Raw genomic sequence first — 12,210 nt, forward strand, 5'->3', positions numbered from 1 at the left:
GCCCGTACCTGCGCGTGGCCGCGGACGGCCGTATCTTCATTGGCGTACGCGACCCGGACAACGGGGAAGGCACGTCGACATCGCTGGCGCGGATCATCGCCGAAGAAATGAGCGCCGACTGGAGCCTCGTCGTCGTCGAGCCGCTCGGGCTCGGGGTAGAACAGGGTAACGGCGAGCCGCGTTTCACCTACGGTCGCCAGCGCAGCGGCGACGCCACCAGTATTCCCGCCGCCTGGGCCGACCTGCGTCAGGCCGGCGCATTGGCACGGTGGCTGTTGCTGCAGGCCGCTGCACGGCGCCTCGGCGTGCCCGCCGACCAACTTCGCGGCGAGAACGGCATAGCCGTTGCTGCGGACGGTCGCACCATTTCCTACGCCGATCTCGCCGCGGCCGCCGCCGGCATCGACGCGCCCACGACCCTGCCGCCGCTCAAACAGCCCGAACGCTACACGCTGATCGGCCAGCCGGCGGGCGACGTAGACGCCAAGGCCGTGGTGACGGGCTCGCTGCGCTACGCGCTGGACGACAGCGTCGGCAATCCCGTGATCGCCGTGATCGCCCGGTGCCCCTACCCCGGCGGCACGCTCGACACGGCGGACCGCGACGCGGCAAAGGCCATCAACGGCGTCTATGCCGTCATCGACATCACGCCCGAACAGGGGCAAACGCAAGGTATGACCGCGCAGGCGCCGGCGCTGGCCGTGCTGGCCCAGGACACCTGGTCGGCACTCGCCGGCCGCGCCGCGCTCAAGGCGACCTGGAAGGCCGGCGACGCCCCGGAACCCTCTGCTTCCGTGCTGGAACAGAAGGCGCTGGATCTCTTCGGCGACGACGTCGGCACGCCCACCATCGTGCGCGAAGACGGCGACATCGCCAGCGCACGCAAGAAAGCGGCGCGGGCTCTCGAGGCGACGTATTTTCAGCCGTGGGTGGCGCATGCGACGGCGGAAACGCCTAACTGTGTCGTTCGCCTCGATCCGGACACCAGCGTGACCGTGATCGCCGCGACCCAGTCGCCGCGCCAGGTTTACACGGTGGTGCAGCGGATGACCGGTTTCCGCCCGGACCAGATCGACATCCAGGTCCCGCGCGGCGGCGGCGGTTTCGGTCGCCGGCTCGAGCAGGATTACATCGCCGAGGCGATGGCCATCGCCCTCGCCAAAAAAGACGATGCGATCCGCAATCGCCCGCTGAAGGTCCTCTGGACCCGCGATGACGACCTCGCTCGCGACTATTACCGGCCGATGGCCGTGCATCGCCTCAATGCCTCGCTCGACAAGGGCAAGAAAGTCATCGGATGGCACCAGCGCATGGCCAGCCCGTCCGCCCTCGTCGGCCGGGCCACGCCCGACAATCGCCTGTGGCAGTCGGAACTGGTCGCCGACGCCCTGCCGGCCGGCCTGGTGCCGAACTTCCGCAGCGACTGGTATCCGCTCGATTCGAAGCTTTCACGAGGCGAATGGCGCGGCTCACCGCACGTGACGCCCACCTTCGCCTCGGAAAGTTTCATCGACGAACTGGCCCACGCGGTCAAGGCCAATCCGCTCGATTTCCGCCTCGCCATGCTCGGCGACGCCCGCCAGTTGCCGTATAGCGGCCGCGGCGGTCCGATCGACACCGCGCGCCTGGCCAACGTGCTCAAGCTGGCGGCCGACAAGATCGACTGGAGCCGCTGGCTGCGCAGCGAAAACGGCCTGGGCATCGCCTGTGCCTACGTTTTCGGCGCCTACGTGGCACACGCGATTGAAGTGGCTCCCACGGCCGACGGCATCGACATCCACCGCGTGGTCTGCGTGGCCGATGTCGGCCGCGCCATCAATCCCCTCGGTCTCGAAGCGCAGTTGCAGGGCGCGACGATGGATGCGCTTTCCACCGCCCTGAACCTCGCCATCACGGTCAAGGACGGTAAGGTGCAGCAGACCGGCTTCCACGACTACCCGATCGCCACCACGCAACCGCTGCCCTACGAGATCGAGACGGTCATCGTGCCGTCAACGGCGGAGCCCACCGGCGCCAGCGTGATCGGCGTACCCTCGGCGGCACCGGCGCTGGCAAATGCGGTGTTTCGAGCCACGGCCGTGCGCGTGCGTCGCCTGCCGCTTCTTCGCGAATTTGCCCGCCTGCGCTGATCCATCGCTTTTCACCGCCCGAGGTACCGCATGACCGCTGCATCCTTTACCTCGGGCCCGCCTGCCCCACGCACCGATGCCGACCTGATCGGCAGCAACAAGCGCTTCTATGACGCGCTCTGGTCGGAAGCGAAGCTGTTCGCACCGGAGCGTTTCAATACCTGGCCGCTGGTGGCGGAACTGACGGCGCAGACCAGCCGGCGGCTCGAAGTCGCACCGGGCCTGCGCCCGCGGCTTCCGCTGGCGGATACCCAGTTCGTCGACCTCAGCCGACCGGCCTTGGCGGAGCTCTCCCGGCATGGCGCGAAGGTCGCCAACGCCATGATCGGCGCGCTGCCTTTCCGGGACGGCAGTTTCGACTTCGTCTGCGCCTTCGACATTCTCGAGCACGTAGTGGATGACGAAGGGGCCCTGGGCGAACTCGCTCGTGTGGCCGAGCCTGGCGCCCGGCTGCTGCTCTCGGTGCCCCTCCATCCCGAGGCCTGGACCGCCTTCGACGACTTCGTCGGCCATTACCGTCGCTACGAGCCCGAGGCCATCCGGGCACTGCTGGCGCGGCACGGCTTCACCATCGAACGCAGCGCCGTCTACGGCATGCAGCCCAAATCCTCGAAGCTGCTCGACCTGGGCCAGTGGTACCTGACCAATCAGCGAGCCCGCGCCATGTGGTGGTACAACAAGGTTTTCATGCCCCTTGGCGTGCGTTTCCAGAAGGCCCTGGCCTTCACGCCGGGCTTCGCGCCGGCGCCGGGCGTAGACGAAGTTCTGCTGGTCTGCCGCAAGGCCGGCGTTTAAATCGAGCAAAAACAGGGGCTTTACACATGACGCGGCGCAAGTGGTTATGATGCGCCACCTCCCCGCCCCCTGGACCATGCATGCTCTATCTCATGCACGAATTCCAACGCTCGATGCTCAGCCCCCTGACCTACTGGGCTGAAGCGAGTGCGAAGATGTTTGGCGATGTCGCCAGCCCGTTTGCCCGCATGCCTGGCGCCGACCGCGCCGCTGCCGGGTACGAGCTCATGTTCCGGCTGGGCAAGGCGTACGAAAAGCCCGAGTTCGGCATCCATACGGTCCACGCGCACGGTCACGATGTCGCCATCGTGGAGCAGGTCGCCATGGCCAAGCCGTTCTGTACGCTGAAGCGCTTCAAGCGCTTCTCCGACGATCAGGCCACGGTCGATCGCATGAAGAACGATCCCGCCGTGCTGGTCGTGGCGCCGCTGTCGGGCCACCACTCCACCCTGCTACGCGACACGGTGCGCACGCTGCTGCGCGACCACAAGGTGTACATCACCGACTGGGTCGACGCGCGCATGATCCCCACCGACGAAGGTTCGTTCTCGCTGGCGGACTACGTTTCCTATGTCGAAGAGTTCATCCGCCACGTCGGTGTGCATCGCGCGCACGTGGTTTCGGTGTGCCAGCCCACCGTGCCGGTGCTCGCCGCCGTCTCGCTGATGGCCGCTCGCGGTGAAGATACGCCGCTGACGCTCACCCTCATGGGTGGCCCGATCGACACACGCAAGAGCCCGACCAGCGTGGACAACCTGGCGACGACGCGACCGCTGTCGTGGTTCCGCAACCAGCTGATCCACAAGGTGCCGTATCAGTACCCCGGTGCCGGTCGCGAGGTCTATCCGGGCTTCCTGCAGCATGCGGGCTTCCTGGCGATGAACCCCAGCCGCCACGTCATGTCGCATTGGGACTTCTACGAGAACCTGCGCAAGGGCGACCTCGACGACGCCGAGCAGCATCGCAAGTTCTACGACGAGTACAACGCCGTGCTCGACATGCCGGCCGAGTATTACCTCGACACCATCGAAACCGTATTCCAGGAACATCGCCTGCCGATGGGCACGTGGGACGTGCACGGCGAACGTGTCCTGCCGGCGAAGATCAAGAACACCGCCCTGCTCACCATCGAAGGCGAGCTCGACGATATCTCCGGTCTCGGTCAGACCGAAGCCGCGCACGGCCTGTGCAAGGGCATCCCGAAGAAGCTCAAGAAGCACATCACCGTGGAAGGCGCCGGTCACTACGGCATCTTCAGCGGCCGCCGCTGGCGCGACGTGGTCTACCCCGATGTCCGCGACTTCATCGCGAAGTTCGACAAGGGCAACAGCAACACCGGCGCCCACGGCAACCGCAAGGCTTGATGAGCTTTTGATCTTGTAGGAGCCGATTCATCGGCGATTGGGTGCTCGCGGCACCCTGGCCCGCTGGCGCGGGATCGCCGATGAATCGGCTCCTACAAAGAGCAGGCCCGCGCGGCGCCCGCGTTACAGCAACGCCCAGCCGATCAACCCGATTACGACGAAAAACGGCAGCGACCAGAGATGGAACGTGGCCCACGCCTTACGCTCACCGAGCAGCCGCAAGGCGATCAGGTTCGCCAGCGAGCCCAGCACGAAACCGAAGCCGCCCGCGTTCACCCCCCAGGCAATCGTGCGCCAGTCCTTTGAATACTCCGCGAGCAGGATCGCTGCCGGCACATTGCTGACAACCTGCGAGGCAAGTGCGCCTGTTGCGTAGAGGTGGGCGGGTTGCTCCAGTGCGAGTCCGCCAAGAAACTGCTTCACCGCATCGAGTCCGGCAAGCATCCGCAGGTCGATGAACATCAGCACGAAGGTCAACAGCAGACCCCAGTCGATGCTAGCGACGATGCGACGACGGAAGACGAGAAACACGGCCAGCACACCGAGCAGACCCCACGCCGCATGATGCAGGTCCGCCAGGATCAGGAAAGGCACATAGAGCGCCGCGGCGACGATCAGCATGTGCCGGTCGACGCGCTCTTCGCKTTCTTCGTGCACCTGAAGCGCCTCGCCAGGGAAGGCGAGCGCCGTGACCACCAGCAACAGCACAAGCGTGATCGCCACCAGCGGCAGCATCGCCCAGATGAAGGCACCGAATCCGTTGTTCCACTGCTGCCAGAGGAACAGGTTCTGCGGGTTGCCGATCGGCGTGAGCATGGATCCCGCATTCACCGCGAGCGCCTCGAACACGACAAGGCGGGTCGCGGGCATGCGCGCGATACGGCACATGCTCAGGGTGAGCGGCACCATGACGAACAATGAGACGTCATTGGTGAGAAACATCGACAACAGTGCTGTCGCGGCGACCAGGCCGAGCGCGGCCACGCGACGTGTGGATGTCCGTTCGATCAGCCAGTGGCCTGCGACGTTGAGCGCGCCACTGGATTCAACGGCTTTGGTCAACAGGAGCAGACCGGCCAGCGCGGCGATGGTCGGCCAGTCCACAAGCGACGGCCAATCGGGGATGCGCGACGGCTTGGCGATCGCCAGGAGGACCAACACCGCCAGAAGTACGAGAAAGAAGACGTCGCGACGCAGGGCGCGCAACGATTCGGGTAACCACGTCATGAATAGGATCCCGCTAGTCAGGACGGGATCATATCGGGTGTCCGCGTCGCCGGGGCGTGCAGGCCCCGACGATGCGGCGGAACGATGGAACTCGCGCCTCAGCGATCGCGCGGAACGTCGACCTTGYCGGTCACGCCACGCTGGGACACGTCGCCACTGCCCTTCGTGTTGACGGTGAGGTTACCCTTAACGCCGTCGACATCGATCTCGCCGGAGCCGACCGTTCCTACGGAAACGTCACCGGTGATGTCGCGAAGCTTCGCTTCGCCCGAACCCACGGTGGCGACGTGAACCCCGCCGCTGACGCCTGATGCAGTGAACGAGCCGGAGCCGACCGTGCTGACATTGACGGCACCGGTGTTGTCGATCTTCACTTCGCCGGAGCCGACCGTCGCGCTGAAAGCACCCTTGATGTCATGCGCCTCGAGCTCGCCCGAACCCACCGAGCTTTCAAGCGTCGCCAGACCACGCGCCTTCGCCTCACCCGAACCGACATTGATGATGACCGGAATGGACGACGGCACGGCCGCATCGACCTTCAGATCGCTGTAGCTGTGGCCGAAGCTCCAGTGACCCTCTCGATTGTCGGTCAACTCGACCAGGAGGGTGTCGCCCTCGCGACGCTGAGTCACCACCAGCGTGTCCAGGACGTCCTGGCTGGACGCGCAGGCCTTACCACGCACGGTGCCCTTACCTGCGGGCGCGGTCCCTTGCACGCGAAGATCGTACGCGTTAGTGACGAAGGTCACGCTGCGCGCGCCGGAGAGATTCAGATCGAGGTTGCGGTCAGCGTGAAACTTGCAGTCGCTGCTGTCGGCCATGGCGGCGGCCGGCGCCAACAAAAGGGCGGCGAGGATCAGGTGGCGCATGATTTTGCTCCGGTAGTGATTCGGTGTACCAGTGATGGATGCCGGCCGCCCGAAAAAGGTTGCAACCTTCTCATTTCTTCACACGAAGCTGACCGGGCGGCAACGAACCGGTCAACCGGTGGCGAGGCGGCACGTTTTTCCCCGTGCACCACCTAACCGGGAGACAACCTATGCAACGCAAGACCCTGATCGCCAGTGCCGCTTCCCTGCTCCTCGCCGGCTCCACCGCCTTCGCGTTCGCGCAGGATTCCGCCCCCCAGACCCCGTCGGCTCCGACCGCACGCTCCGCCCAGGCGGGCGCCCCTGCTGGACAGGGCCCGAAATGGGGTCATGGCGGCCAGTGGGGCCATGACGGCCAGGACGGTCGTGGTGGTGAGCACGGCCGCGGCGAGTGGGCCAGGCACGGCCACGGCAAGGAGCAGGGCGGCGTCATCGGCGACCTGCACAGCCTCGAGCGCCTCTACGTCCTGACCGGCCGCAGCAAGGAATTGCCGGCGCTGTACAACGAAGTCCTCGCCAAGTCGCAGAACCCGCGCGTGCGCGACTACGCCTATCGCCACCTCGCCCGTGCTCAGATGCAGCCGACGAACGTGGACGCCGCGATCTCGACGCTGCGCAAGAGCCTCGACGAGAACCTCGCGCAGGACCAGAAGCGTCACCAAGACATGGAAGCGTTCAAGGCGCGTATGCAGCAGCGTGCGGCAGCTGCGCCGGCTGCTAGCAGCAAGTAAATCGTCAGACGGAAACGGGGCCCTCCGGCCCCGTTTTTTCGTGCGTCATTACGAGCAACCATCGCCGCTGAAGCGGCTCCCACAAGAGCGGCGCGCAGGCTCCCTGTGGTAGCCGCTTCAGCGGCGATGCGTCATGTGGGAGCCGCTTCAGCGGCGATGCGTCATGTGGGAGCCGCTTCAGCGGCGATGGGTGCTCGCGCCAGCAATCAAACACCCTCGCGCTTCACCCGAACCCACAACGCCTCCTGCTCGTCCAGCGGATACGACGCAAGCAACCGCCCCTCGCTCGCCGCGATTGCCTCCATCGCGCGAAACCGACGCTCGAACTTGGCGTTCGCCCCGCGCAATGCACGCGACACATCCACCTTCGCATGCCGCGCAAGATTCGCTGCGACGAACAACACGTCGCCGATCTCGTCGGCAAGCCGTTCTTCATCGGCGCCGTTGTCGAACTCGTGCCGTACCTCTTCAATCTCTTCCGCCATCTTGTCCAATACCGGACGATGGTCGGGCCAGTCAAAGCCGACGTTAGCTGCGCGCTTCTGCAATTTCACCGCGCGCTGCCATTCCGGCAGGCCATGCGAAATGCCAGCCAACGCGCTGGTGTCTTCACCGCCCTTCGCGGCGCGCTCTTCAGCCTTAAGCCGGTCCCAGTCGCGAGACTGCGCCGCGAGGCTTTCATGCCTCACGTCTTCGAACACGTGCGGATGGCGGCGGACCATCTTGTCGCAAATTCCCGCGACAACGTCGCCGAAAGCGAAATGCCCTGCTTCCTCGGCCATGCGCGAGTGGAAGACCACCTGCAGCAGCAGATCGCCCAGCTCGTCGCGCAGGTCGGTCATGTCGTTGCGGTCGATCGCATCGGCAACTTCGTACGCTTCCTCGATGGTGTACGGCGCGATGGTTGCGAAGCTCTGCTTCACGTCCCACGGGCAGCCGTTCTCAGGATCGCGCAGGCGCGCCATGATGGCGATGAGTTCGTCCACCGGTCGCGTCACGCGGCGTCCTCCGGATCGATAAGTCGCCCGGCCCAGTCGATCGACGTGTCGCCGCAGGCAATGAATTCGGGATTGATCAGTGAATCGCGTGTGTTGTATCGGAACGGCCGGCCGGCCAGATCGAGTACCGCACCGCCGGCCTCCTCGAGGACACACTGGGCAGCGGCGGTATCCCATTCCGAAGTCGCGCCCAGGCGCAGATAGATATCCGCGTCGCCGCGCGCAATGACGCAGAACTTCAGCGAGGAACCGAGCGCGAAGGTTTCGTGTTCGCCCAGACGGTCGAGCAACGTGGCCGCGCGAACACCCGCATGCGAACGGCTGCCGGTGACGCGGAGCAGGCTACCGGCCTGCCGGGCATGTATCGCGACCCGTTCGGAGGTGGGCGTGCTTTGACGCCAGGCGCCGCAGCCACTCGCCGCGGCGTACAGATCGCCGGTGACCGGCGCCAGCACCACGCCGAGCACGGGGCGATGATCTTCGATCAGGGCGATGTTCACGCTGAACTCGCCGTTGCGCTTGACGAACTCGCGCGTACCGTCGAGCGGGTCGACCAGCCAATAGCGGCGCCACGTGCGTCGTTCAGACCAGGGCGCGGCCAGCGCTTCTTCGGAAATCACCGGTATGCCGGGTGCGAGTTCACGCAAGCCTTCTTCGATCACGCGCTGCGCGGCAAGGTCGGCAGCAGTGACCGGCGAGTTGTCGTCCTTGCAGATGACCTCGAAGTCCTGGGCGTAGACGGCCAGGATCGCCTCGGCGGCCCGCTGCGCGATCGCGCAGACAGGATCGAGCCAACGGGCGCAGGGCGCGGCGGTCACGTCGGCTTGTAGCGACCGGCGAGATACTCGCGGGCCATGAAGAGGGCGGCGATCGAACGCCCTTCGGTGACATCGTCACGGGCTAGCAGCTCGTGCAGGTTGTCCATGCGCCAGGGCACGACCTCCAGCTCCTCGGGTTCGTCGCCCTGCAGACGCTCCGGGTAGAGGTCCTCAGCCAGCACCACATAACCCAGGTGCGTCATATACGACGGCGACAGCGACAGCGTGCCGAGGATCTTCAGCTTGCGTGCGCCGAATCCGACTTCTTCCTTCAACTCGCGGTCCGCGCCCTGCTCAGCGGTTTCGTCGCGATCGAGCCGGCCTTTGGGCACGCCGAGTTCGTAACGGTCCACGCCGACGCCGTACTCGCGTACGAGCAGCACGGTTTCCGGGTCGCGCATGGCAACGATCAGCACGGCACCGAATCCACCCCCCTTGAGGCGCTGGTAAGTGCGGCGCTCTCCGTTGGAGAACTCCAGGTCCACCTCTTCCACGCGGCGGAAATGGCTGTCGGGTGCATCACGCGTCGCCAGGATTTTCGGACGTTTGTTCATCGGTCGATTGTAGCGCCGGTCAGTCTCGCGAGTGCCGCGGCATGGATGGCGGGTGTGCCGGCAAGCACGCCGCGCGTTTCCAGGCCCAGGGCGGCCCCGTCGATATCGGTGAAAACACCACCAGCCTCGCGCACGATGACGGCCAGTGCGGCGATATCGAGGATGTTCACATCAGACTCGATCACGAGATCGAGACCGCCGCGTGCGAGAAGATGGTAATGGCAGAAGTCGCCATAGCCGCGAATGCGATTGCTTTCGCGAATCATGCTGCCCAATGCATGCCAGCGGGCATCGGCGGTCAGCGTCTTCACGTTGCCCGTCGAGATCGACGCCTCCGCCATCGATGCCGTCGCCGCGACGCGCACTGGCTCACCATCGAGCCAGGCACCGCGTCCGCGCACGGCCCACATGCGCTCGCCATAGACGGGCGCCGAGGAGACGCCGAGCACGAGCTCGCCCCGATGCATCAGCGCGATCTGGGTCGAGAAGAACGGCGTGCGGCGAACAAAGCTCTTGGTGCCATCGAGCGGGTCGACCAGCCACAGATAGTCGCGCGACGTATCGTCGGCACCGTACTCCTCGCCGTAAATGCCTGCGTCGGGAAGGGCTTTGGCGAGGATGCCGCGGATGGCCATTTCCGCTTCACGGTCGGCGATGGTCACCGGGGTATCGTCACCCTTGACGATAACGTCGACGCCCGTGCGCCAGTAATGCAGGATGATGTCGGCGGCCGCGCCGGCGGCGTCGCGCGCGGCGGCGAGCGCCTTGTCGAGAGTGTCGGTCATGGCGTGATGATCGAGGGCGCGAGCCCTGCCTTGCGTTGGAGGTTGACGGCACCGTCGCGACCCAGGGGACCGAAACGCGCAATGAGATGGGAAAGCGCGGTGTCCTCGATGCGCGGCACCAGCCGGCCATCGAGTCGCCAGCCAAGTGGCGTCGCGGCGAGCGCGGCATGAACCAACAACGACCCCTGGCCGTCATCGGCAAGCGTCGCGCGCAGGATGCCGCCCTGGCTACCGGCTTTCAACGCGATGGCACCCAGGGCGATGTGGCCTTCGGGCGTTTTCACGGCGGCGGCCTTCCAGAGGATGTCGGCATCCAGCGCGACCGGCCAGTTGCCCTGCAGTTCGGCGCGCGGCACCTTGCCTTCGATCACACCGACCGGAACCAGCTCCGGCGGCAGCGCGGGACCACTCAGGGCCGTGGCGTCCAGACGGAAGTCGACACCAGTCCAGATCATGTGGTCCGCGTCGGGCCGTTCGAGGTGCCCCTGGAACCGGCCGGCACGTCCATCGAGGTTCATATCCAGATGGGTGCGGCCGAGGATGGCATCACGGCCCAGGTGCCAGGTCAGGGCGCCCAGCTCGCGCCCGTCGATCGTGGTGACCTTGCCAGCCCGGCCGTCCCACACGGTGCCGGAGACATCGTCGAGGACGAACCCGTGTGCCCGGCGGGCGAGAAGCGACGTGGCCACGCCAGCAGGCATGAACCAGTAGAACAGACCGGCAGCGAACGCCAGCAGGACGACAACCAGGCCGATCCGACGAAACCACTTCAAACGATCACCTCACCTCTCGACTTGAGGACAAGGCCGCAGGGGGCGATCATGGGCGGATGACCGATGCCCTTGTCGCGCGCGACCTCTCCGTCCTCTGGCACCCGTGCACCCAGATGCACGACCACGAAACCCTGCCCATGGTACCCGTGGTACGCGGTGAAGGGGCGTGGCTGGTCGGCGCGGACGGCAAACGCTATCTGGACGCCGTCAGCTCCTGGTGGACCAACCTGTTCGGCCACGCGGAGCCGCGGATCGCGGCGGCCCTGAAAGACCAGCTGGATCGCCTCGAGCACGTGATCTTCGCCGGCTTCACGCATGAACCGGCGGTGGAACTGGCCGAGGAACTGGTCCGTATCACACCGAAGGGCCTGGACCGGGTTTTCCTCGCCGACAACGGCTCGGCGGCCGTCGAAGTGGCGCTGAAGATGAGCTTCCACTACTGGCTCAACCAGGGCCACGGCGAGAAGACCCGCTTCATCGCCCTCACCGGCAGCTACCACGGTGAGACGCTAGGTGCGCTCTCGGTCAGCGACGTGGCGCTGTACCGCAAGACCTATGCGCCGTTGCTGTTGACCCCGGAACTGGCGCCCTCCCCCGACACCTACGAAGGCGAGCCGGGCGAAACCCCGAAAGAAATCGCAGCGCGGCGCCTTGGCGAAATGCGCGCCCTGCTCGAACGGCATGCGCACGAAACCTGCGCGGTGATCGTCGAGCCACTGGTTCAGTGCGCCGGCGGCATGCGCATGTACGACGCCTCCTACCTCACGGGCCTGCGCGCCCTCTGCGATGAGTTCCAGGTGCACTTCATCGCCGACGAAATCGCCGTGGGCTTCGGCCGCACCGGCACGCTGTTCGCCTGCGAGCAGGCCGGTATCTCGCCGGACTTCATGTGCCTGTCCAAGGGCCTGACAGGTGGCTTCATGCCGCTTTCGGCGGTGGTCACAACGAATGACGTCTACCAGGCCTTTTACGCCGAGTACGCGGCGGGCAAGGCCTTCCTGCATTCGCACAGCTATACCGGCAATCCACTGGCCTGTCGCGCTGCCACGGCCACGATGAATATCTTCCGCGACGACCCCGTGCTCGAGCGCAACCGCGTGATCGCCGCCCATATGGCAAAGCGGATCGCCCCGCTGGTCGACCATCCCCACGTGGCCGACGTACGAC

Annotated in this window: 12 protein-coding genes; 5 read left to right on the forward strand and 7 right to left on the reverse strand. The window is 65.8% G+C overall.

Features of this window, described 5'->3' with window-relative positions:
* The 3 genes from AC1DSN_RS11160 to AC1DSN_RS11170 form a co-directional block, all read left to right on the forward strand.
* Positions 1 to 2,129: xanthine dehydrogenase family protein molybdopterin-binding subunit (locus AC1DSN_RS11160; RefSeq protein ID WP_477330701.1), on the forward strand; the 2,129-nt coding region annotated here is incomplete at its 5' end.
* A 30-nt stretch (positions 2,130 to 2,159) separates the two neighbouring features.
* Complete coding sequence (locus tag AC1DSN_RS11165; protein WP_063573338.1) at positions 2,160 to 2,924, forward strand: class I SAM-dependent methyltransferase; 765 nt, start codon at positions 2,160 to 2,162, stop codon at positions 2,922 to 2,924.
* A gap of 80 nt (positions 2,925 to 3,004) precedes the next feature.
* Positions 3,005 to 4,288, forward strand: coding sequence for a polyhydroxyalkanoate depolymerase (locus AC1DSN_RS11170; protein WP_477330703.1), 1,284 nt, complete (start codon positions 3,005 to 3,007; stop codon positions 4,286 to 4,288).
* A 123-nt stretch (positions 4,289 to 4,411) separates the two neighbouring features.
* Here the strand turns inward: AC1DSN_RS11170 and AC1DSN_RS11175 are convergent, their stop codons facing one another.
* On the reverse strand, positions 4,412 to 5,515 hold the full coding sequence (locus tag AC1DSN_RS11175) for an SLC13 family permease (RefSeq protein WP_477330705.1): 1,104 nt from the start codon (positions 5,513 to 5,515) through the stop codon (positions 4,412 to 4,414).
* Positions 5,516 to 5,613: 98 nt separating this feature from the next.
* Entirely contained in the window at positions 5,614 to 6,384 is a 771-nt protein-coding gene (locus AC1DSN_RS11180; protein WP_477330707.1) for a GIN domain-containing protein, read from the reverse strand.
* Positions 6,385 to 6,554: 170 nt separating this feature from the next.
* Here AC1DSN_RS11180 and AC1DSN_RS11185 point away from each other — a divergent pair, with 170 nt between their 5' ends.
* Positions 6,555 to 7,115 carry a hypothetical protein gene (locus tag AC1DSN_RS11185; RefSeq protein ID WP_477293686.1) on the forward strand — a complete coding sequence of 187 codons (561 nt, stop codon included), beginning with the start codon at positions 6,555 to 6,557 and terminating at the stop codon, positions 7,113 to 7,115.
* A 206-nt stretch (positions 7,116 to 7,321) separates the two neighbouring features.
* Here AC1DSN_RS11185 and mazG read toward each other — a convergent pair whose 3' ends face one another.
* From mazG to gspN, 5 genes are read right to left on the reverse strand one after another with little or no spacing between them, the layout of a single operon-like run.
* Complete coding sequence (gene mazG / locus AC1DSN_RS11190) at positions 7,322 to 8,149, reverse strand: nucleoside triphosphate pyrophosphohydrolase (protein WP_477330711.1); 828 nt, start codon at positions 8,147 to 8,149, stop codon at positions 7,322 to 7,324.
* Entirely contained in the window at positions 8,110 to 8,931 is an 822-nt protein-coding gene (gene cysQ, locus AC1DSN_RS11195; RefSeq protein WP_063573408.1) for a 3'(2'),5'-bisphosphate nucleotidase CysQ, read from the reverse strand. The genes mazG and cysQ overlap by 40 nt, the downstream gene beginning before the upstream one ends.
* On the reverse strand, positions 8,928 to 9,485 hold the full coding sequence (gene nudE / locus AC1DSN_RS11200) for an ADP compounds hydrolase NudE (RefSeq protein ID WP_213948627.1): 558 nt from the start codon (positions 9,483 to 9,485) through the stop codon (positions 8,928 to 8,930). Before nudE ends, cysQ begins: the two co-directional genes overlap by 4 nt.
* The gene (locus tag AC1DSN_RS11205) at positions 9,482 to 10,270 is read right to left on the reverse strand and encodes an inositol monophosphatase family protein (RefSeq protein ID WP_477293681.1); all 789 of its coding nucleotides are present in this window, start codon (positions 10,268 to 10,270) and stop codon (positions 9,482 to 9,484) included. The genes nudE and AC1DSN_RS11205 overlap by 4 nt, the downstream gene beginning before the upstream one ends.
* The gene (gene gspN, locus AC1DSN_RS11210; protein WP_213948625.1) at positions 10,267 to 11,043 is read right to left on the reverse strand and encodes a type II secretion system protein N; all 777 of its coding nucleotides are present in this window, start codon (positions 11,041 to 11,043) and stop codon (positions 10,267 to 10,269) included. The genes AC1DSN_RS11205 and gspN overlap by 4 nt, the downstream gene beginning before the upstream one ends.
* Before the next feature lie 56 nt (positions 11,044 to 11,099).
* On the opposite strand from gspN, the gene AC1DSN_RS11215 reads away from it, so the two are divergent.
* A partial coding sequence (locus AC1DSN_RS11215) for an adenosylmethionine--8-amino-7-oxononanoate transaminase (RefSeq protein WP_477330709.1) occupies positions 11,100 to 12,210 on the forward strand: 1,111 nt, incomplete at its 3' end.

The organism is Luteibacter sp. P4_D7_3, assembly GCF_056401735.1.

Bases quoted from the DNA above. Each gene is read 5' to 3' on its own strand.
- nudE (WP_213948627.1), bottom strand. From the start codon at position 9,485: ATGAACAAACGTCCGAAAATCCTGGCGACGCGTGATGCACCCGACAGC.
- AC1DSN_RS11165 (WP_063573338.1), top strand. From the start codon at position 2,160: ATGACCGCTGCATCCTTTACCTCGGGCCCGCCTGCCCCACGCACCGAT.
- AC1DSN_RS11185 (WP_477293686.1), top strand. From the start codon at position 6,555: ATGCAACGCAAGACCCTGATCGCCAGTGCCGCTTCCCTGCTCCTCGCC.
- AC1DSN_RS11205 (WP_477293681.1), bottom strand. From the start codon at position 10,270: ATGACCGACACTCTCGACAAGGCGCTCGCCGCCGCGCGCGACGCCGCC.
- AC1DSN_RS11170 (WP_477330703.1), top strand. From the start codon at position 3,005: ATGCTCTATCTCATGCACGAATTCCAACGCTCGATGCTCAGCCCCCTG.